The following is a 19,974-nucleotide window of genomic DNA, read 5'->3' as shown; positions in this document are numbered from 1 at the left end:
TGAGGGGGCCGCGCCAGGTTCACAGGCCGAGGACCCGGCTCAGCTCCTGGGCGAGCGCGAGCCCTCCGCTGCCGGCCGCGACGCCCACGGAGATCGTGTCCAGCGCGGAGCGGACCCGGCCGCGGTCCGGGGCGGCGCCCTCCTGCTCGGCCCTGGCCAGTTCGCCCCGTACGACCTCCGCCTGGGCGACGAGGGGCGGGTTCTCGGCGCGCAGCCGCTCCACGAGTTCGGCGGCCAGGCGCAGCGACTGGGCGGCGTCCGTCCCGTGGTTGACCTCGATGCGGCCGTGGTCACCGATGTTGGTGGGGCCGTTGATGTCGCCGTGGAAGTTGAAGGTGCTCATGCCTGGTTCCTCTTCGTCTGGGGGGCGGGGGTTCGTCCAGAGGGCGGGGGCAGGTCAGGGCCCGCCGCCCTGTCCCGCACCCGGATGGCCGCCCTGCCCCTGCTGGGGCTGGCCGCCCGCCATGTTGATCTGGCCCTGGTTGCCGATGTTGCTGGGGCCGTTGATGTCCCCGGAGATGTTGTAGGTCTGGGTGCTGATGATCTGCTGGGCCTTGTCGAACGAGCCCGTGTCGACGTGGTGGTCCTGGAGGAAGCGCTCGGTCGCGACCAGGACGCCCTGCTGGAGCCGGAACAGGAAGTCCTGCGCGTCGGTCTTCTCCGAGTAGCCGGCCCCCTCCCAGTCGCCGAGGCTCTCGCGCAGACTGTCGAACGCCCCGTAGTCGTACACCAGATGGCGTTCCTTGATGTCGCGGCGGGTCCTGGTCAGAGCGCGCTCCGCCTCGCGGTGGAAGCGGCGCCGGGCACGCAGCCGCCGGGAGGCTCCGCGCAGCTCGGGCCAGACGTGCGAGGTGGCGTACGAGACGAGGCTCCACCAGCTCTCGGCGCGGGCGACGGGCAGGTGGTCCACCCGGTGGAAGCGGCCGTGCAGCGGCGGGATCGCGTACGCGGCGACCTCCCAGGTGAGGCTCGGCCGGTGCAGCCGCGCCCGCAGGTACATGGAGACGATGGTCCGGCCGCCCTCACCGACCCGTTCGAGACAGAGGTACGTGCGCATGCCGGCGCCGGGGCTCTGCAGGCCGGCCTGGACGAGCTGCCGGGGGATCTGGGCGCGGGGTCGGCGGGTGCGGTCGGGCAGCAGGTCGGGCAGGTGGAGGGCGTTGCTGCCGAGCACGTAGAGGCGGTTCCTGGCGCGCAGCCCGTCGAGGCCGGAGACGCCCTCCATCTCCCGGGCCACGTAGGTGTGCAGGTCGACGGCGTCGAAGGGGAGGATGGTGAGTTTGCCGCCGGTGGGCGAGTCCGCGGGCCTGCTGACGTCGATCGGCTGCCAGAGCGTTTCCTTGATCTTGTCGCCGCTGCCGACGAACGGGTTGGTGCGCTCCGCGGAGTCGGTGTACGGGACGACGTTGGCGCGCTTCAGCTCGTGCAGCCGCGCCTCGGCCTCCTGCTCGACGGCCGGGGCGAGGTTCTCGGCCTTGTCCGGGCTGCGGTAGACGTCCTGGGCCGCGGCCCGGGCGCGCGCCTGGTCGTGGTGGACGAGCCACCAGGCGGCAGCCAGGACCGTCACGGGCCCGTACACGGCGACCATCGCGATCGGCCCCGCCCCCTTGACGAGGGCGACCAGGCCGGCGAGCAGGGCGGCCCAGCCGGCGGCGAAGAGCCAGGCGAGCTGGCGGTCGAGCGCGGCGCGGGCCCTGACGGCCACGCGCGCGTGCCGGGCGAGCGCGACGAGGTTGATGCCGAGGGCCGGGCCCATGGCGTTCAGTCCGTCCCCGGTGAGCCTGTGGTCCGCCTCGTGGGCGAAGTCCGCGTCGAGGTGCACCGACGCGCACAGCCGCCGCGTGACCGCGTCCTTGCGCATCTTCGGCAACGACGGCAACTGCCTTGTGACCATCCCGGTCCCCCCACCCCGTAATCGCTCCATCACCCTAGGGATACGGAGGGCCGTGTGTCACGGAGTTGCGGCACAGGAGATCCCGCTGATCGCGCGGGAGGACGCGCCGGACCTCGCGCACGAGGTCGGGAGGGCTTACGCGACCGCCTCGTCGGCCAGCCGTACCAGCTCGGCCACCTCCATCGAACCCGCCGCCCGCCGGTCCCGCGCGAACTCGTTCGCGAGGCGTCGCAGCAGGTCGTTGAGCGGTGTGGGGACCCCGTGCAGGCGCCCCAGCAGGGCGATCTCCCCGTTCAGGTAGTCGGCCTCGATCGTGCCCGTGCCCCGGGTCAGCGACTGCCAGGACGAGCCACCGCCGCGCACCGGGCCTTCGTCGAGCGGGACGAGGCGCATCTTGTCGGCCCGGGCCTCCTTCTGCTCCTCCCGGGAGGCGTACGGGATGCCCGCGGCGGCGAGCACCGCCTCGCCCTCGGCGCGGACCCGGTCCTGCAGTGCGCGGGCGTCCTCGCTGTCGACGGTCCCGCTGACCGCCTCGATGGCGTTGGCGAGGTTGGCGAGCAGCTTCGCGTACTGCCAGCGCGTCACGTCGGGCACGACCGGCGCCTCGAAGCGGGACGCGGACAGGTCGGCGGCGACGGCCCGCGCGGTGTCGTCCGTCCCGTGCGGGAAGCGCCCGAGGTGCAGGATGCCGGTGAGGGGCGAACCGGCGGCGGACACCACGCCCGGCTCGACGAAGGTGGCGGGCAGCCACACGCACACCCCGTACACGCGGTGGAAGCGGCGCAGCGCGAGCCGCTGGCTCTCCACGCCGTTCTGGGCGCAGAGCAACGGCAGTCGTTCGGCCGCCGTACCACCGCCCGCCACCGGGGCGGGCCCCCATTCCTCCAGGGCCGCCACGCTGTCCTGCGTCTTGACGGCGAGCACGAGGACGTCCGTGGCCCGCAGTTCGCCGAGGGCCGACGGGCCGTCCACGGTGGGCAGCCGGTGGGTGCGTACCCCGTCGGGTGTCACGAGCCGCAGTCCCCGCTCGCGCAACGCCTCCTGGTGCGCGCCGCGCGCGACGAGCACCACCTCGTGTCCCGACTCGGCGAGACGTCCACCGACGGCCCCGCCCACGGCCCCTGCTCCGATGATGATGTAGCGCATGGGGCCGAGCCTGTCACACCGTGAACGGAGTCCCCTGGTGGAAGTACAGGAGCCAGCTCTCGCCCGCCGCTTCCCGCGACCGTCGCCACAGCGAACTGCGGTGTACGCGGCGGCCGTTGCGCTCCGTGTCGAAGGTGAGGTGGACGACGTCCGGCGAGAGCTGGACACCCCTCATGCGCCAGGCCCGGGCGGCGGACACGGGAGCCGCTACCGGCTCCGTCTCCGTCTCCGTCTCCGTGGCGAGCATGTCGATGATCGCGGCACGGTCCCAGTGCCGGCCGGAGGCGCCGAACTCGTGGAAGTCGGGGTGCAGCAGCGCGCCGACCAGTTCGGGCGAACGGCGGACCTCGGGGTCCAGGAGGCGCAGCTCGCCCGCGACGGCCGCCTCCACGGCCGCGTTGTGCGGGGCCTCACTCACCGGTCAGCTCCACGAGTTTGACGACGGTGTTCCAGTTGCGTGCGGTGGCGACGATTCCCTTCGTCACCCGGGGCTTCGCCAGGCTCTCCGCCAGTTTGGAGCGGCCGAGGCCGTCGGGGGCGTACAGGTACAGCACGCGCTCGCCGAGGCGGAACTCCTCCGGCAGGAAGGCCTGTGCGTCGACCGACGCGAAGCGTTCGGCGTCGACGGGCGCCGAGAAGTACGTGACGTGCAGCTGCCTGCCCTCCAGTTCGGCGGCCGGGAACGGGCAGGCGTCGCGGACGGCCCGCAGATACGCGTGGTCGCGCACCAGCACGTCGACCGTAAAACCGAAGTGGTCCGCGAGGGCCCCCGCCAGCTCGTCGGCGAGGGAGTCCTCGTCGCCGTGGTCGCTGGTGAACACGGCGTTCCCGCTCTGCAGATACGTGCGTACGCCGCTGTGCCCGAGCCCTTCCAGGAGGGTGCGCAGCTCGGCCATCGGCACCTTGCGGCTGCCGCCCACGTTGATCCCGCGCAGCAGCGCCGCGTACGTCGTCGTCCCCGTCGTCATTCGCACACTTTAGGTCCCGCCGCACCCTGAAGGCGGCCGTCGTGCCCCGTGGGGGTGGGCACGACGGCCGCCGGGCCGGGGTGTGTACCGACGCAACGCAGGTTACCGACCAGTCAGCTCGGGCGCGACCCCCGAGGAGCGGCTTTACATGTAAGGGCCTCTCATCCTCCTCAGTGCGGAGGTCGCGGGGTCCGGGGGGAGGACTTCCGACCACCGGACTTCACCAAAGAGCACGAGGAGAGGCCCTTATCCGCGCCATACCTTCATAACGATGGTGTCGGCAGGGGGTCGGCGCCCGGGACAAGGGGGCAAGCCCGTCATGGGGAAGCGAGACACGCGGGTACGGGGGATAGCGGCCCGGGCCGGTGGCTGGAGCGCCCGGCACCGCTGGGCGGCCGTCGGGATCTGGGTGCTGTTCGTCGTTCTGGCGATGGGGCTCGGCTCGGCGGCGGGCACGGTCGAGCTGAAGGACAGCGAGCAGCTCGGCGGCGAGACGGGCCGGGCCGCGGCCATCGCGGAGCAGGCGGGGATCGACGAGCCGGCCGGCGAGACCGTACTCCTGCAGGCCAGGAAGACAGGTCTCAAGGCGACCGACAGCGAGTTCCGTGCCGCCGTCGCCGCCGTGATCGAGGCGGTCGAGGGCACCGGCAAGGCGACCGACGTGACCTCGCCGTACGACACGAAGACGATCTCGAAGGACGGGCGCAGCGCGCTGGTCCAGTTCGACATGCGCGGCGACGCGGACACGGCGGGCGAGCGGGTGGAGCCCGTGCTGAAGGCCGTGGAGAAGGTCCAGAAGGACCATGAGGCGTTGCGGATCGAGGAGATCGGCGGCGCCAGCATGAACAAGACGTTCGACGACGCGTTCGGCGACGACTTCCAGCAGGCGGAGTTCTCCGCCGTGCCGGTGGCCCTCGGCATCCTGCTGGTCGCGTTCGGCGCGCTGGTGGCGGCGCTGGTGCCGGTGCTGCTCGCGATCACCGCGATCATGGCCACGATGGGCCTGATGATGATCGTCAGCCATGTCCAGCCGATGGACGACACGTCCAGTTCGGTGATGCTGCTCGTCGGGCTCGCGGTCGGCGTCGACTACTGCCTGTTCTATCTGCGGCGCGAGCGCGAGGAGCGCGCGGCGGGCCGGGACCCCGAGACCGCGCTGCGGATCGCGGCGGCCACCAGCGGGCGGGCCATCATCGTCTCCGGCGTCACGGTGTGCGTGGCGATGGCGGGCATGCTGTTCACCGGGATCGCCACCTTCAAGGCGATGGGGCTCGCCTCCCTGATGGTCGTGGCGGTCGCCATGGTCGGCTCCGTGACGGTGCTGCCCGCGGTCCTCTCGCTGCTCGGCAAGCGGGTCGAGACGGGGCGGATCCCGTTCCTGCACCCGGACAAGCGCCGCAAGTCCAACGGAACGGCGGGCAAGGGCGGTTCGGGCAACGACAGCCGCTTCTGGACGGCCGTCCTGCGCGTGGTGCTGGCCAGGCCCGCGATCTCGCTGGTCGTCGCGGCGGGCGCCCTGGTGGCCATCGCCGCTCCCGCGCTGGGCATGAAGACCCAGAACCTCACGCTGGACCAGGAGTTCGGAGACTCGCTGCCGATCGTGGCGACGTACGAGCGGGTCAACGATGCCTTCCCCGGCGGCTCCGACCCGGCCGAGGTGGTCGTCAGGGCCGACGACATCAACTCCCCCGAGGTGAAGTCCGCGATCGCCGACTTCCGTGCGCGGGCGGTCAGTTCGGGCGCCTCGCGCGGCCCGGTCGACGTCAAGGTGCACGATACGCAGAACATCGCCTTCGTGTACGTACCGCTGGTGGGCGGCTCGGACCTCGACAAGGCCGAGAAGAGCCTGACGATCCTGCGCGACGACGTCCGTCCCGCGACGCTCGGCAAGGTGGACGGCGTCGAGGCCCCGATCTCCGGTCAGGTGGCGGGTTCGAAGGACTTCAACGACCAGCTGGTCAGCGCGGTGGCCCCGGTCTTCGTCTTCGTCGTGGTCTTCGCCTTCGTGCTGATGCTCCTGTCGTTCCGCTCGCTGACGATCGCGGTCACCTCGATCGTCCTCAACCTCCTGTCGGTCGGAGCGGCGTACGGCATCCTGGTCGCCGTCTTCCAGCACGGCTGGGGCGCGTCGCTGGTGGGCGCCGAGGGGGTGGGCGCGATCATCACCTGGCTGCCGCTGTTCCTCTTCGTGATCCTGTTCGGGCTCTCGATGGACTACCACGTCTTCGTGGTCTCGCGGATCCGTGAGGCGCGGCTGCGGGGGCTGACGACCCGGGACGCCATCCAGCACGGTGTCGTCACCACGGCCGGTGTCATCACCAGCGCCGCCGTCATCATGGTCGCGGTCTTCGCGATCTTCGGCACGCTGTCCATGCAGTCCATGAAGCAGATGGGTGTGGGCCTCGCGGCGGCGGTCCTGATCGACGCCACGATCATCCGCGGTGTGCTGCTCCCGGCGGTCATGGCCCTGCTCGGCGAGCGCAACTGGTACTTCCCGAAGTGGCTGAACCGGCTGCCGGACCTCAGTCACGACGAGTCGTTCGAGGAGCCGTCGACGCAGCCGCAGCCTCCGCAGCCGCCGGCTGTCGAGGGCGAGCGGGTCGGCGTCTGACCGGCCGGTTCCGTACGGAGCGGAGCGGCGACGCCGAACGGCAGCAGGACCGAACGGCAGGACCGAACGGCAGGACCGAACGGCAGGACCGAACGGCGGCGGGGCCAGGGCAAGAAGCCCCGGCCCCGCCGCCGTTCGCGGACCCACGTGTCGCGCTGTGCCGGTCAGGCCGCGGTGGGGACCTCTTCGCGCTCGAAGGAGTCGATGGTGCGGGTGAAGTCCCGGGTGGAGAGCAGCAGTTTGTAGATGATGGCGAGCTCGAAGACGAGGAGCAGCGCCCCGGACACGACGGTCGCCTCGATGACCGAGTCGAACAGCGGGCCCAGGATGAAGACGCCCATCTGGAACTCGATACCGCTCACCAGGTGCGTACGGATGCGGTGGCGCAGGAAGAAGGAGCGGGCACGCAGATAGACCGGGAAGCGGTGCCTGAACTCCTGGTGCAGGTCGATCACCCGGGCCGGAGGCCTGACCGGCTCCTCGGCCGCACCCTCGGCCCCGTCCTCACCGTCAGCGGCCTCCGTGCCAGTCGCCCGCGCAGACGCTGCAACTGTCGCAGTCGCTGCAGCTGTCGTCGGCGCCGGCGAGTGCTCGTGCTCGCGCTCCGCGAATGCGGCTACCTCGGCGCTCTCCGCGACCTCCGCGCCGCCGGCCGGTGCCAGCGTCGCCGCGGCGGCCTGGCGGATGTCCTGCTCGATGTCCGCCTCAGGGTTGTTGCGCAGCAGGTCCTCCATGAAGGCGAGCTCCGCGGCGTTCTCCGCGCGCCGGGCCGCCCGCACCCGCGCCTTGATCTGCTTGCGCATGGTGTGGCGGATCTTGAAGATCTCCAGGCCGTTGATGTAGCGCAGCGTGTCGAGGAAGACGACCGCGGCGGCCAGCCAGATGTAGATCGTCTCGCCGGTGCGGTCGTACTGCCCGGCCATCAGCGCGACGCCGCACACCGCCACCCGGATGCGGTCGAAGACGAAGTCCAGCCAGGCGCCGAAGACCGAGCCCTGCCCGGTGAGGCGGGCCACCTTCCCGTCCATGCAGTCGAGGATGAAGCTCAGGTGGTAGACGAACGCGCCGGCGATCAGCCACCGCCAGTCACCGAACGCGAAGAACGCCGCCGAGACCAGGCCGAGCAGGAACGCGCCCCAGGTGATCTGGTTCGGGGTGATCCGCGTGTACTTCGCGGTCAACCGCACCAGCGGGGTGGCGACCGGGTCGACGAGCAGCACGGTCCACCAGGCGTCGCGCTTCTTCTCGGTGATGCGGCGCACCTCTGCGAGGGGCGGTATGTCACGGCGCATAGGTCAACTTCCCAAAGTTCGTAACGAGTTCACCTCACGCTAAGAACCTGTTCGGGAAAAGAACAAGAAGAAGCCCGTGCAACCTTCTGCGGGGGTCAGGGGTCCAACCCAACAACCGGATCCATGACCCGACAGGACAGACCCTGCGTTACCGGAGCGTTATCGAATGACCTTTCCGTTATACAAAGTGCGCCATGGCTTCACCGATTCCATGGAACCGTGACCCGGGGGAATTCCGGGTTTGCTGAGGGTCACCTGATCAGGCCTTATGCGCCCTGGCGCGCCTTGTCACGCCCTTCGGGAATTTCCGCTTCGATCAAATCCGCGGCTCGCGAAGTTCCTCCTTCGGCCGCCATCTCGGCCTGCAGGGCCTTGAGTTTCCGTGCCACTTCCGGATCGTCGGCGATCGCCAGGACGGCCGCGCGCAAGGTGTCGGCGGTGACCTCTTCCATGGGCAGATGGCGGGCCACTCCGAGCGACTGGAGCACGTCCGCGTTGCCGAACTGGTCGACGGCCTGCGGTACGCAGATCATCGGCGTGGCGGTCGCCATCCCCTCCTGGCTGCCGCCCGCTCCGGCATGGGTGACGAAGACGTCGGCCTGCTTGAGGATCGCGAGCTGCGGGACCCAGTCACGGACCTCCACGTTCGCCGGGATCACGCCGAGTTCGGCCGGGTCGACGTGCTTGCCGACCTGGAGCACCAGGTGCCAGCCCGGCAGCGCGCCGAACGCCTTCACGCACTCGCGGTAGAAGGCGGGCTGCTTGGTGAAGGCGGATCCCAGGGACACCAGGGCGACGCGCTCGGCGCCGTCGGGCCGCCGCCACTCCCCCTGGGCGGCGCGGTCGCCCTGGCAGGCGCCGACGAAGGTGTACACGGACTCGTCGACCCGGTCGGCGTTCGGCTGGAGGGCCTTGGGGATGAGGACCAGGGAACGGGCGGGCCGGCCACTGAAGGAGTCGGGGTCCAGGCCGACCCCGTTCTCGTCCAGCCAGGCCTGGAAGCGGGCGTAGTAGGCCTGCCCCCGCTCGGTCTTCCTGGGCTCCGCCCACATGGGCTCGGCGACCTCCTCCTCGTACCCCTCCCAGGCGACGAGGTTCGGTGAGAGCGAGACGGCGGGGACGCCCCAGCGGTGGGCGAGGACGCGGGCCGGGTACGAGGTGATGTCGTGCAGGACGAGGTCCGGCTCGTCGCCCTCGTAGGCCTGGATGAGCTGCGGGAGCGCCTGGACGGCGTCCGCGAGGAAGGGTTCCACGTTGTCCAGGAGCGTGCTCCCCCAGGCGCTGGGGTCGTCGTCGGGCGACGGCAGGGTCGAGGTCCACGGCTTCGGCTCGGCGCCGGTCTCCGCGACCTTGTCGGCGAAGACCGGCGGAATCGCGTACGTGACCCGGTGCCCGCGGGCGACGAGCTCGCGGATCACTTCGAGACTCGGGTTCACATGCCCGTGGGCGGCGATGGAGAACATGGCGATATGGGCGGGGGCGGGATGCGGGGTGGTCATACGGGGACCCTAAGCGAGACGAGACGTCTCGTACAAGTGAATTGAACGGCCCGTGCGCCTCCGGGCACCGGCTCGTCATCTCTGGTAGCGGGCCAGCACCAGGTTCCCGTCCTTCACCAGCCGTCGCCGCAGCTCCCCGAGCCCGATCGCCCCGCTGTAGTACTCCTGGTACGCGGGCGTCGCCACCTTGTCCTTCCACTCCGGATACCCCCGCACGGACTGCGCGGGCGCCGAACGCAGATCCCCGGCGAGCGCCGCTCCCACGGCCCAGCCGTCCTTCTCGCCGCGCAGCGCCGGATCCCGCAGCGCCCGCGTGCCGGTCGGCAGCATCCAGTCGCCCAGCGCGAGCCGCACCATGTTCCGCGGCCGGAGCAGGAAGTCGATGAAGGCCGCGGCCTCCTTCTTGTGCGGGCTGTCCTCGGCGACGGACAACGTCTGCGGACTCACTCCCTGGGTGAGCCCGTCGACCCCGGCGGGCGCGGGCAGCACCTGCCAGTCGAAGCCCTTCGGCGCCTGCTGCACGATCTGCTGCCGGTAGGAGAACCCGAGCGGCACCATCGCGTACTTGCCGCCGAAGAACCCGGGCAGGGTGTCGGAGCCACCGCTGCCGAGCGTCGAACCCGAGGCGCTGCCATCGACGTTCACCTGGTCGTGGATCGTGCGCGGGACGACCGCGTCACCCTCCTCGAACCGGATCCGCACCTTGCCGTCTGCCCCGCGGTGGAACAGCTGCCCGCCGGTCGACAACGACAGGTTGAGCGTGGCCGAGACGGGCTCCTTGAGTGGCCAGGCCACCCCGTACTTGCCCTCGCCCGTGCTCAGCCGGTCCGTGATCCTCCGGAACTCGGCCCAGCTCCACGGCTTCTCGGGCGTGGGGATCCGTACGCCCGACTCCTTGAGCCACCGGGCGTTGGCGATCAGGACCCGGGGCTCCTGGAGGAACGGCACACCGTAGATCCCGTCCCCGAACGTCGTCGTCTCCCAGCTCCGCCCCGGGATGTCCGACGTGAGCCGCTCGGACAGCAGCCCGCGCAGATCCGCGAGATACCCGCCGTACGCGAAGTCCGCGAGGTCGTCCGAGGCGTCGTGGATGATGTCCGGCGCCTCACCGCCCTCGAAGGACGTGAGCAACTGGTCGTGGACGCTGTCCCAGGAGCCCTGTACGTACTCGACCTCGACGTCCGGATGCGCGGCGTTCCACTCCCGCACCAGTTCCTTGTTGGCGTCGACGGACTCCTTCTGCCAGGCCAGCGACTGGAAGCGGAGCGTGATCCGCCCGTCCTCGGAGCCGCCCCCGTCCCCGGAACAGCCGGAGCCCGCGGCGAGCACCAGCCCCGCGACGAGCGCGGCCAGCCACCCCCTGCGCGTCCGCATCCGCCTCCGCGCCCGCATCAGCTCTTCACCGCCCCGGCGAGCATCCCGCCCGTGATCCTTTTCTGGATGAGCGCGAAGACGACCAGCGACGGGATGGTCGCCAGGAACGCGGCGGCGGCGAGGGGGCCGAGATCCGCCACGCCCTCCGCGCCGAGGAAGTGGGTGAGGACGACGGGCAAGGTCTGTTTCTCCGGGGTCTTGAGCAGCACCAGCGCGAAGAAGAACTCGTTCCACGCGCTGATGAACGCGAACAGGGCCGTGGCCACGATGCCCGGCGCGAGGAGCGGCGCCGTGATCGAGACCAGGGTGCGCACCTTGCCGGCGCCGTCCACCGCGGCGGCCTCCTCCATCTCGGCCGGCACCGCCCGTACGTACCCCACGAGCATCCAGAGTGCGAACGGCAGGGCCCACACCACGTAGACCATGACCAGCCCGCCCACGGAGTTGATCAGGCGCAGGTTCTTCAGGACCAGGAACAGCGGGATGATCACCAGGACGAACGGGAAGGCCTGGCTGACCACCACCCAGCCGGTGGCCGCCTTCGCCAGCCGGGTGCGGTGCCGGGCGATCACGTACGCCATCGGCGTGGCGATCAGTACGGCGATCACGGCCGCGCCGAGCGCCGCGACCAGGGAGTTGAACGCGGCCCGCAGCAGCGGCTGTTCGTCGAAGGCCTGCCGGAAGTTGTCGAGGGTCGGGTCCTGGGGTAGCCAGGTCGGATGCAGACTGGCCAGTTCGCGCGCCGGCTTGAAGGCGGTGGAGACCAGCCACAGGAACGGGAAGGCGAGGAAGACCAGATACGCGAGGAGCGCCGCGTACTGGCCCGCGCGGGCCCTTCTGCTCGTCCTCACGCGTCCTCGCCTCCCCGCAGCCGGCCGGCCAGGTGGACGGCGAGGATCACCGAGATCACCGCGACCATCACGCATCCCATCGCCGCCGCGTAGCCGAACTGGCCGTAGCGGAAGGCCTCTTCGTAGGCGAACAGCATCGGCAGCCGGGTCCGGCCGCCGGGACCGCCCTGGGTCAGTACGTAGACCAGGGCGAACGAGTTGAAGTTCCAGATGAAGTTGAGCGCCGTGATGGCGAGCGCGACCGGTTTCAGGGCGGGCCAGGTGACCGTGCGGAAGCGCCGCCAGGCGCCCGCGCCGTCCATGGCGGCGGCCTCGTGGAGTTCGCGCGGCGTGTTCTGCAGTCCGGCGAGCAGGGCGACCGTCGTCTGGGGCATGCCGGCCCAGATCCCGACGACGATCACGGCGGGCAGCGCGGTCGCGAGGCCCGACAGCCAGTCGCGCCCGTCACCCAGGCCCAGATCACGGATGGTCTCGTTGAGGATGCCCGCGTCCGGGTTGTAGACGAGGCGCCACATGATGCCGACCACGACCTCGGGCATCGCCCACGGGATGATCGCGAGCGCCCGCGCCAGCCAGCGCAGCCGCAGTTCCTCGTTGAGCAGCAGGGCGAGCCCCAGCGCAAGGACGAACTGCGGGACGGTCACGCCCACCGCCCACACCAGGCCGATCCGGAACGACTCCCAGAACAGGGTGTCGTGCAGCAGGTCCTGGAAGTTGAGGGTGCCGATCCACCGCGTGGGGTCGGTCCGGCCCGCCTGCGCGTCGGTGAACGCCAGGGCGATGCCGTACAGGAGCGGGCCGACGCTGAGCACCAGGATCGGGATCAGGGCGGGCAGCACCAGGAACCAGGCGCCGTGGTCGACGGGGCGGCCCGGCCCGCCGGCCCGTGGCGAGGGCTTCGTTGACCGCTTCCTCGCGGTCACCAATGTCACGGAATCGGCTCCTCTGAGCGGTACGTGTGGATCCGGCCGTCCCGGCGGCCCCCGTCATCGTCGTGATCGGGCGACACCGCGTCAAGACAGCGCACCCGCCCGGCCGACGGCCCCCACCAGTGCGGATGGGACGCCGGGCGACGTACGGCGTGCGGTCGCGGCCGGGGACGGGGGCAGAATGGCGGGCGATGACGGGCGACCGCGTGCGACGCCGCGCGCGGGAACCGGCGGGAACTGCGGGAGCCGAGGGCTTGGTCGAGGACCTGGCCGACGGCTGCACGGAAGGCGAATGATGGACGAGGCACAGGCGCGGAACGTACTCGCCGAGGCGCGTATCGGCCCGGCCGGGCGGGACGGCCGCGACGCGGTGCTGCTCGCGCTGGGCGAGAACGCCGTCTTCGCCCTCGGTGACCTGGTGGTCAAGGTGGGCCGCGACACCGAACTCCTCGAACGGGCGCGGCGGGAGGTGGCCGTCGCGCTCTGGCTCGCCGAGGCGGGTGTTCCGGCGGTGCGGCCCGCCGAACCCGAGGCCCGGTTCGTCGACGGTCACCCGGTGACGCTGTGGCACCGGCTGTCCGACCCCGTCCGCCCGGCCGAACCGCGTGACCTGGCCGCACTGCTGCGGGTGGTGCACGCGCTGCCCTCCCCCGCGTTCGCGCTGCCGCGCCGTGAACTGCTGGGCGGGGTGGAGCGGTGGCTGCGGCTCGCGGGGGACGTGATCGATCCGGCGGACGCGGCGTTCCTGCGGGACCGGCGGGACGGGTTCGCCGCCGCCTCGGCCGCGCTCACGCCGGAGCTGCCGCCGGGGCCGATCCACGGGGACGCGCTGCCCCGCAATGTGCATGTCGGGCCCGACGGTCCCGTCCTGGTCGACCTGGAGACGTTCTCCGCGGACCTGCGGGAGCACGACCTGGTCGTACTGGCCCTGTCCCGCGACCGGTACGGCTTGTCCCCCGAGGCGTACGAGACGTTCACGGGGACGTACGGGTGGGATGTGCGCGAGTGGGAGGGGTGCGGGGTGCTGCGCGGGGCGCGGGAGACGGCGAGCTGCGCGTGGGTGGCGCAGCATGCGCCGAGCAATCCGCGGGCGCTCGCGGAGTTCGAGCGGCGGGTGTCGTCCTTGCGGGACGGCGACGCGACGGTGCGGTGGTACCCCTTTTAGGCACTCCGCGGCCTGCCCCGGATGTCACGTGCGGGCACGTCGTGGCCGGCCGCGCAGTTCCCCGCGCCCCTGAAAGACTGCGCGGTCTCACCCCTGCCCGCGGATCGTGTCGGCCGCCCGGTGGAGCTCGGCGAGAACCGTGCGTACCGCCTTGCGGGCCGTGCGTTCGGGGCGGTGCAGGGCGTCGATCTGGCGGCGGGCCCGGACGCCGCTGAGCGGTTTGAGGACCAGGGCGGGATGCGGGCGCGTCGTCCAGCGCGGCATCAGGGCGAGGCCCCCGCCCGCGGCGACCGCCTCGGCGACCACCGCGAACTCGTTGATGCGGTGCACCAGCCGCAGCCGGCGCCCCGCGGCCGTCGCGATCGCGTCGATGGTGGCCACCACCGGGAACCCGTCGTGCACGGTGATCCAGGGCTCGTCGGCCACATCGAGCGGGGTGAGCCGCCGCTTGACCGCCAGCGGATGGTCGGCGGGCATGGCCACGTCGAGCGGTTCGCGCAGCAGCGTCGTGGCGGCGACGGTACGCGGCCAGCCGGGGGTGTGTTCAAGGCGGTGGGCGAGCACCAGGTCGTACTCCCGGGTCAGCGGCGGGAAGTCGTCCTGCGTCACGTCCGCGTCGGCGAGGCGGAGGCGGGGGCCGCCGGGTGCGGCCGGCGCCCGCAGCAGCAGCGGGAAGAACGCCGAGGCCCCGCTGTGGAAGGCCGCCACCGACACCTCGCCGTCCGGCCGGTCCACGAACTCCTCGACGGTGTGCCGGGCGCGCTCCAGCGCCGTCTCCACCTCGATCGCCGCCCCGGCCAGGGCCTGCCCGGCGTCCGTGAGGGCCAGCCGCCGCCCCTGACGCTCGGTGAGCGGTACGGGCATCGCGCGCTGCAGCAGCCGCAGTTGCTGGGAGATCGCCGAGGGCGTCACAAGCAGCGCCTCGGCGACCGCCGTCACACTGCCCAGTTCGCCCAGCTCACGCAGGATTCTCAGCTGTCGTTCGTCCATGGTCCCGGCTCTCCTCCGCCCTCCCCGCTCCCACGGCCGCCGCTCGGCCGCCGCCGCGTCAACGCTGTAGTGATGCTAAAGGATTGTTTTAGAAGGTGGCTCTGTGCTTCAGGGTCGTGGCAGGGCAGGGTGAGCGCGTGCCCGATGCCCGCCGTACCGATGCGGTACTCCTCCTGGTCGCTCTCGTCTGGGGCTCCAGCTATCTGTCCGCCCAGACGGCGACCGCCGTACTCCCCGTCCTGGTCGTGCTGTTCGCGCGGTACGCCCTGTCCGCCGTCGCCTGTCTCGGCCTGGTGGCCGCCGACCGGAAGTCCGGTCCGTGGACCCGCGACGAGATCCGGCTCGGCCTGCCCCTGGGCGTCACCCAGGCGGCCGTCCTGGTCGTCGAGACGTACGGCGTCGCGCACACCAGTGCCGCCAACGCGGGCCTCATCATCAGCCTGACCATCGTGATCACCCCTCTCCTGGACCGCACCGGCCGCGGCGGCGGTCTCCCGCCGGCCTTCTACGCCGCCGCCGGCGTCTGTCTGCTGGCCGTCGGCCTCCTCATGTCGGGCAACGGCTTCCACGCGCCCCGGCTCGGCGACCTGCTGATGCTCGCCGCCGCGGTGATACGCGCCGGGCATGTCGCGCTGGTCGGCCGGCTCGCCGTGGGCCGCGCCGTCCGGCCGCTGCGGCTGACCACCGTGCAGACCCTCGTCGGTACCGGGCTGTTCCTGGTCCCCGCCTCCGGCGACCTGCCCTCCCTCGTGCACGTCGGCGCGGCGGGCTGGGCCCAGCTGGTCTATCTCGCCCTGTTCTGCAGCGTGTTCGCCTTCCTCGCCCAGACCTGGGCCGTCCAGCGCACCTCGGCCAGCCGGGCCAGCCTCCTGCTGGGCACCGAGCCGGTCTGGGCCGCGGCGGTGGGAATCGCCCTGGCCGGCGACCACTTCACCCCGCTCACGGGCCTCGGCGCGGCCCTGCTGGTCGCCGGAACCTACTGGGGCCAGGCGACCGAACGCGCCCACCGCGCCCGCTCGGCGTCGGCCGCGACACCATGGGCCCCGACCGGGGTGCGGGCAGCCGCGCGACCGGCCACACCGGACCCGCACCTCACCACCGCACCCGCCCCATCAGCTCCCGCGGAGGACCCCGCATGTCCGAGCACGACGCCCACGACGTCCAGCACGACCACGACAGCCACGACACCTACCAGCGTCTGATCACCCTGCTGGACGACGCCCGCGTCGACTACGAGCTCATCGACCACGAGCCGGAAGGCGGCACCGAAGCCGTCAGCGCGCTGCGCGGCAACCCGGAGTCCGCCGCCGCGAAGTGCATCGTGCTCAGGGTCAAGGTCGACCGGAGAACCACCCGCAACGTGCTCGCCGTCGTCCCCGGCGACCGCCGCGTGGACCTGGACGCGGTCAAGGCGCTCTACTCGGCCCGCTACGCCGGTTTCAGCGACGCGGCCACCGCGGAACGGCTCGCCCGCTCCGTGCCCGGCACCGTCCTGCCGTTCAGCTTCGACAAGGATCTCGAAGTCGTCGCCGACCCGGACGTCGTGGCCCAGCCGCGCCTCTACTTCAACGCGGCCCGCCTGGACCGCTCGCTGGTCGTCTCCGGCGCGGACTACGCCCGGCTCGCCGGACCGCGCGTCGAGCGCATCGCCGGCCCCGCCGCCGGCTGACCGGGGCGCGGAGCCGACCCGGGCCCGGAGCCGGATCCGCGCTCAGACCCGCTGGTCCGTCAGGTCCCGGACGGGCCAGACGCCGTCCACCACGGCCTCCGCGTCCCCTTTGCGGCGCAGGAAGCTCTGGAAGTCCGCCGCCCACTGCGCGTACCACTCGATCTGGCGGCGGTGCAGTTCCGCCGGACCGAACGCGGCCACCTTCGGATGGCGGTCGGCTATCGCGGCGGCCAGCCGGGCCGCGGCCAGCGCGTCCGCCGTGGCGTCGTGGGCCGAGACCAGCGAGACGCCGTACTCCGCGCACACCGCTTCGAGATTCCGCTTGCCCCGGCGGTAGCGGTCCACCGAGCGGTCGATCGTGTAGGGGTCGATGACCGGCCCCGGGTCGATCCCGCCGAGCCGCTCGCGCAGTGACGGCAGTCCGTACCTACGCAGTTCGGCGGAGAGCAGGGTCAGGTCGAAGGCCGCGTTGTACGCCACGACCGGGACGCCCGACTGCCAGTACGAGACGAGCACCGAGGCGATCGCGTCGGCCACCTGGTCGGCGGGCCTGCCCTCGCGCGCCGCCCTCTCGTTGCTGATCCCGTGCACCGCGACCGCGTCCGCGGGGATCTCGACCCCCGGGTCGGCCAGCCACTCCCGGCGCCCGGCGGGCTCCCCGCCGCGGACCTCTATCACCGCTCCGGTGACGATGCGCGCCTCGCGCGGATCGGTCCCGGTCGTCTCCAGGTCGAAGCCGATCAGCAGCTCCCCGTGCCAAGCCATGCCGGCCCCCTTCTTCGTGGTGCGTTCCCCCAGTGATCTCCACGATGCCATGGGCCACTGACAATCCGAGGACCGCGTTCCGCTTACCCGTCGCGGGGCCGACGTCACGGAGCCGACGGAGAGGGCGGCCACCCGGGGAACCGGGCCCCGTCAGGACACCGGCCGCGAATCCGCCCAGGCCACCTCGAACTCCTCGCGATACGTCCCGAACAGCCCTTCTTCGCCCGCCTCGTCCGGTTTCAGCACGCGCCCGCCGCCCCGCAGGACGAGTACCGGCGCCTCCATCCCGCGGGTGCGGCGCAGATACGACTGCACGACCGCCACGCCGTCCGAGCCGTCCCCGTCCACGAGGTAGGCCGTGAAGCGGGGCGTCTCGTCGTAGACCTGGATCTCGAAGGCGCCGGGATCGCGCAGCCGGGCCCGCACCCGGCGCATGTGCAGGATGTTCATCTCCACGGCACGGCTCAACTCGCCGCGCTTCATGCCCAGTTCGCGCTCGCGTCGCTTCACCGCGCTGGACGCAGGGTTCAGGAACAGCAGCCGGGTGCGGCAGCCGGACTCGGCCAGCCGCACGAGCCGCCGCCCCGAGAAGTTCTGCACGAGGAGGTTCAGGCCGATGCCGATCGCGTCGAGTCGGCGGGAGCCGGCGAAGAGGTCCTCGGCGGGGAACTGACGCAGCAGCCGCACCCGGTCCGAGTGCACGGCGACCACGTCGGCGTACCGGTCGCCGACCAGGTTCTCGACGGCGTCGACGGGCAGCCTGCGGCCGGACGGCACGTCGCTGCCCGCGCCGAGGATCTCCAGGAGTTTCGCGGAGGCGCGCTCGGCCTGGGCCAGCACGGCCTCGGACAGGGCCCGGTTCCGCGAGACGACGTTGCGGGTGACTTCCAGTTCGTCCAGGGCGAGTTCGACGTCCCGGCGCTCGTCGAAGTACGGCTCGAAGCACGGCCAGTGCTGCACCATCAGCTCCCGCAGCTGCGGGAGCGTGAGGAAGCTCAGGACGTTGTCGTCGGCGGGGTCCAGCAGGTAGCCCTTGCGGCGGCTGACCTCACGGACGGCGACGGCGCGCTGGACCCATTCCTGCCCCGCGGGCCCGGCGGCGGCGACCACCCAGTCGTCGTCGCCGTGCACGGGCTCGTAGATCGGGCGCAGAACAGCGGCCACGACCGCGCGCAGCCGCTGTTCGACGAGGTTCAGCCAGATGTAGGCCCGCCCGGCCCGCTGGGCACGTGTGCGGACCTCGCTCCAGGCGTCGGCGCCCCAGTCCAGCTCCGCGCCGATCTCCATCGGCCGGGCGAGAGACACCGCTCCCGGTGGGGCAGCTGTGGAGCTCCCCTCGTGACCGCCGTCACCAGGGGGCAGCTCCAGCCCTCCGGACCCCACCCGCACACCGCCTTCCGCTCCCCCGAGCACTCCCCCGGCCAACGATCAAGGAAGGGTACTCCGGGAGCGGCAGACGGTGCAGCCGGATGGACAGGTCGTTTCTCAACTACCGCGTTCCACTTGCCCGTTCTGGTCGGCCAGCTCCGGCGGAGTGAGCGGATTCATAGCGGTGACGTCGCGCGGGGCGATCGAGAAGCCCTGCCAGTGGACCGGCATGGGCTGCTGGTCCTCGTCCCGGGCGATGTGGTGGAAGCCGACGTTCACCCAGGCCACGGGGTGGCTGAGGGTCTGTCCGTTGACCCACTTGTCGACGGACTTGCCGCCTCCGGTACCGCAGTTGCGGATGTTGTTGCTGGCGAACTGTTCGCACTTCTTGTACTCGGTGAAGTAGATGTCGTGCTTGGTGAAGCTGCGGCCCGAATACTTGGAGGTGGCACCGGGGACGAACTCGTACGAACGGGCGTGCTCGTCCTTGTTCTTGCCGGCCGTGCTGACCACGCGCCACCAGCGCATGTTCTTGGCGTCGCCCGCGAGTTCCTTGGTGACCTTCGTGCGGGTGGTCTTGTTCCGCGGGGCCTGGCCGCCCGCGGCCGGCGGGCTGACCACGGAGTCGTACTGCTCGACCTTGCTCTTGGAGCTGCCGTCGAGGCCGAAGTTGAGCCGCCAGAAGACGTTGTGGCTGTGGCTGGTGGCGTACGACTTGGCGCCCTTGCCTATCGGCCAGCCGCGGCCGTCCCCGGCGTCGTAGTCGGAGGGCGAGAGGCTGCCGGTGGCGCCGACGTTCATGTTGATCGTGCCGTCGTCCTGGAAGCGCCACTCGGTCATGTACTCGTACCAGCCGACCTGGTTGACCGTGTAGACGAGCAGGTCCTTGCCCTGCTCCTGGTAGACCTTGCCCGCCTGGTCGCCCTGCATGCGGTAGGCGTGGCCACGCGAACGGGTCGTGGTGCACAGGCCCTTGACGTTCGGGTGCTCCGGGTCCCAGGCGTCCGGGACCTTGACGGTCTTGATGGCACCGCCCGGGCACTCGCCGGGGGCCATCTCCATCAGGCCCTGTCCGAAGCCGAAGCCCGTGAGGTCGTCGTACTCGACCGAGCCGTCGTCGTAGGGGACGTGGATCTGGGCCAGCTTGGCGCTGGTGAGGACGCGGATCGGCGCGGCCTCGCCCTTGGGCTGGTAGGAGACGTTCTCCAGGACGAGCCCGGCCTCGCTCTCGTAGTGCCAGCACATCGTCCAGGTGGTGCCGGTGGCGAGCTTCTGCTCGATCTTGTAGGCCGCGCTGCAGTCGGCGGCGGCAGCTGCCGCGGGGGCGCTCCGGGTCTCGGCGACGGCGGGTCCCGCGGCCGTCGTGACGCCGGCGGCCAGGGCGGCCACCGAGAGGCCCACCGCCGTCCGCCGGCGGGCGCGGCTGATTCTGTTCACGCGCATGAAGAAATTA

Annotated in this window: 18 protein-coding genes; 4 read left to right on the top strand and 14 right to left on the bottom strand. The window is 71.5% G+C overall.

The features are described 5' to 3' along the window. Positions 1 to 19: 19 nt before the first annotated feature. The 5 genes from K3769_RS31365 to K3769_RS31345 form a co-directional block, all read right to left on the bottom strand. On the bottom strand, positions 20 to 343 hold the full coding sequence (locus K3769_RS31365; RefSeq protein ID WP_267029623.1) for a hypothetical protein: 324 nt from the start codon (positions 341 to 343) through the stop codon (positions 20 to 22). A 54-nt stretch (positions 344 to 397) separates the two neighbouring features. After that, the gene (locus K3769_RS31360; protein ID WP_267029622.1) at positions 398 to 1,894 is read right to left on the bottom strand and encodes an AbeC-like domain-containing protein; all 1,497 of its coding nucleotides are present in this window, start codon (positions 1,892 to 1,894) and stop codon (positions 398 to 400) included. Between the two features lie 135 nt (positions 1,895 to 2,029). Then, entirely contained in the window at positions 2,030 to 3,040 is a 1,011-nt protein-coding gene (locus tag K3769_RS31355) for a ketopantoate reductase family protein (protein ID WP_267029621.1), read from the bottom strand. Positions 3,041 to 3,053: 13 nt separating this feature from the next. Then, a complete protein-coding gene (locus tag K3769_RS31350) occupies positions 3,054 to 3,458 on the bottom strand; it encodes a nuclear transport factor 2 family protein (protein ID WP_267029620.1) in 405 nt (134 codons plus the stop codon). Further along, positions 3,451 to 4,008, bottom strand: coding sequence for a DUF1697 domain-containing protein (locus tag K3769_RS31345; RefSeq protein WP_267029619.1), 558 nt, complete (start codon positions 4,006 to 4,008; stop codon positions 3,451 to 3,453). The genes K3769_RS31350 and K3769_RS31345 overlap by 8 nt, the downstream gene beginning before the upstream one ends. 319 nt (positions 4,009 to 4,327) lie before the next feature. Between K3769_RS31345 and K3769_RS31340 the strand changes: the two genes are divergently transcribed. Further along, on the top strand, positions 4,328 to 6,619 hold the full coding sequence (locus K3769_RS31340; RefSeq protein WP_267029618.1) for an MMPL family transporter: 2,292 nt from the start codon (positions 4,328 to 4,330) through the stop codon (positions 6,617 to 6,619). 164 nt (positions 6,620 to 6,783) lie between these two features. Here K3769_RS31340 and K3769_RS31335 read toward each other — a convergent pair whose 3' ends face one another. The 5 genes from K3769_RS31335 to K3769_RS31315 form a co-directional block, all read right to left on the bottom strand. After that, on the bottom strand, positions 6,784 to 7,911 hold the full coding sequence (locus K3769_RS31335; RefSeq protein WP_267029617.1) for a CDP-alcohol phosphatidyltransferase family protein: 1,128 nt from the start codon (positions 7,909 to 7,911) through the stop codon (positions 6,784 to 6,786). A 266-nt stretch (positions 7,912 to 8,177) separates the two neighbouring features. Then, positions 8,178 to 9,410 (bottom strand): macrolide-inactivating glycosyltransferase, encoded by a 1,233-nt coding sequence (gene mgt, locus K3769_RS31330; protein ID WP_267029616.1) that lies wholly within the window; start codon positions 9,408 to 9,410, stop codon positions 8,178 to 8,180. A 75-nt stretch (positions 9,411 to 9,485) separates the two neighbouring features. Next, entirely contained in the window at positions 9,486 to 10,784 is a 1,299-nt protein-coding gene (locus K3769_RS31325) for an ABC transporter substrate-binding protein (RefSeq protein WP_267029615.1), read from the bottom strand. Between the two features lie 17 nt (positions 10,785 to 10,801). Then, the gene (locus tag K3769_RS31320) at positions 10,802 to 11,635 is read right to left on the bottom strand and encodes a carbohydrate ABC transporter permease (RefSeq protein WP_267029614.1); all 834 of its coding nucleotides are present in this window, start codon (positions 11,633 to 11,635) and stop codon (positions 10,802 to 10,804) included. Further along, on the bottom strand, positions 11,632 to 12,567 hold the full coding sequence (locus K3769_RS31315; RefSeq protein ID WP_267029613.1) for a carbohydrate ABC transporter permease: 936 nt from the start codon (positions 12,565 to 12,567) through the stop codon (positions 11,632 to 11,634). Before K3769_RS31315 ends, K3769_RS31320 begins: the two co-directional genes overlap by 4 nt. Before the next feature lie 292 nt (positions 12,568 to 12,859). Between K3769_RS31315 and K3769_RS31310 the strand changes: the two genes are divergently transcribed. Further along, positions 12,860 to 13,729: a phosphotransferase enzyme family protein gene (locus tag K3769_RS31310; protein WP_267031613.1), complete on the top strand. Its 870-nt coding sequence runs from the start codon at positions 12,860 to 12,862 to the stop codon at positions 13,727 to 13,729. A gap of 87 nt (positions 13,730 to 13,816) precedes the next feature. Here K3769_RS31310 and K3769_RS31305 read toward each other — a convergent pair whose 3' ends face one another. Next, positions 13,817 to 14,719, bottom strand: coding sequence for a LysR family transcriptional regulator (locus K3769_RS31305; RefSeq protein WP_267029612.1), 903 nt, complete (start codon positions 14,717 to 14,719; stop codon positions 13,817 to 13,819). Between the two features lie 137 nt (positions 14,720 to 14,856). Between K3769_RS31305 and K3769_RS31300 the strand changes: the two genes are divergently transcribed. Then, positions 14,857 to 15,921, top strand: coding sequence for a DMT family transporter (locus tag K3769_RS31300; protein ID WP_267029611.1), 1,065 nt, complete (start codon positions 14,857 to 14,859; stop codon positions 15,919 to 15,921). After that, entirely contained in the window at positions 15,855 to 16,388 is a 534-nt protein-coding gene (locus K3769_RS31295; protein ID WP_267029610.1) for a YbaK/EbsC family protein, read from the top strand. Before K3769_RS31300 ends, K3769_RS31295 begins: the two co-directional genes overlap by 67 nt. Before the next feature lie 42 nt (positions 16,389 to 16,430). Here K3769_RS31295 and K3769_RS31290 read toward each other — a convergent pair whose 3' ends face one another. The 3 genes from K3769_RS31290 to K3769_RS31280 form a co-directional block, all read right to left on the bottom strand. Then, positions 16,431 to 17,153 carry a 3'-5' exonuclease gene (locus K3769_RS31290; RefSeq protein ID WP_267029609.1) on the bottom strand — a complete coding sequence of 241 codons (723 nt, stop codon included), beginning with the start codon at positions 17,151 to 17,153 and terminating at the stop codon, positions 16,431 to 16,433. Positions 17,154 to 17,303: 150 nt separating this feature from the next. Continuing rightward, positions 17,304 to 18,536 carry a DUF5919 domain-containing protein gene (locus tag K3769_RS31285; protein WP_267029608.1) on the bottom strand — a complete coding sequence of 411 codons (1,233 nt, stop codon included), beginning with the start codon at positions 18,534 to 18,536 and terminating at the stop codon, positions 17,304 to 17,306. 102 nt (positions 18,537 to 18,638) lie between these two features. Then, positions 18,639 to 19,964, bottom strand: a complete 1,326-nt coding sequence (locus K3769_RS31280) for a copper amine oxidase (protein ID WP_267029607.1) — start codon at positions 19,962 to 19,964, stop codon at positions 18,639 to 18,641. Positions 19,965 to 19,974: the final 10 nt, after the last annotated feature.

The organism is Streptomyces ortus (assembly GCF_026341275.1).
Lineage (GTDB): Bacteria > Actinomycetota > Actinomycetes > Streptomycetales > Streptomycetaceae > Streptomyces > Streptomyces ortus.
The sequence above is the reverse complement of the archived record's forward strand: the minus strand, read 5'-3'. Positions and strand labels throughout refer to the sequence as shown.

Coding starts and splice junctions, on each gene's coding strand:
- mgt (WP_267029616.1), bottom strand. CDS start 9,410: ATGACCACCCCGCATCCCGCCCCCGCCCATATCGCCATGTTCTCCATC.
- K3769_RS31290 (WP_267029609.1), bottom strand. CDS start 17,153: ATGGCTTGGCACGGGGAGCTGCTGATCGGCTTCGACCTGGAGACGACC.
- K3769_RS31335 (WP_267029617.1), bottom strand. CDS start 7,911: ATGCGCCGTGACATACCGCCCCTCGCAGAGGTGCGCCGCATCACCGAG.
- K3769_RS31295 (WP_267029610.1), top strand. CDS start 15,855: ATGTCCGAGCACGACGCCCACGACGTCCAGCACGACCACGACAGCCAC.
- K3769_RS31310 (WP_267031613.1), top strand. CDS start 12,860: ATGGACGAGGCACAGGCGCGGAACGTACTCGCCGAGGCGCGTATCGGC.
- K3769_RS31280 (WP_267029607.1), bottom strand. CDS start 19,964: ATGCGCGTGAACAGAATCAGCCGCGCCCGCCGGCGGACGGCGGTGGGC.
- K3769_RS31360 (WP_267029622.1), bottom strand. CDS start 1,894: ATGGTCACAAGGCAGTTGCCGTCGTTGCCGAAGATGCGCAAGGACGCG.
- K3769_RS31325 (WP_267029615.1), bottom strand. CDS start 10,784: ATGCGGACGCGCAGGGGGTGGCTGGCCGCGCTCGTCGCGGGGCTGGTG.
- K3769_RS31355 (WP_267029621.1), bottom strand. CDS start 3,040: ATGCGCTACATCATCATCGGAGCAGGGGCCGTGGGCGGGGCCGTCGGT.
- K3769_RS31340 (WP_267029618.1), top strand. CDS start 4,328: ATGGGGAAGCGAGACACGCGGGTACGGGGGATAGCGGCCCGGGCCGGT.
- K3769_RS31365 (WP_267029623.1), bottom strand. CDS start 343: ATGAGCACCTTCAACTTCCACGGCGACATCAACGGCCCCACCAACATC.
- K3769_RS31305 (WP_267029612.1), bottom strand. CDS start 14,719: ATGGACGAACGACAGCTGAGAATCCTGCGTGAGCTGGGCGAACTGGGC.
- K3769_RS31345 (WP_267029619.1), bottom strand. CDS start 4,008: ATGACGACGGGGACGACGACGTACGCGGCGCTGCTGCGCGGGATCAAC.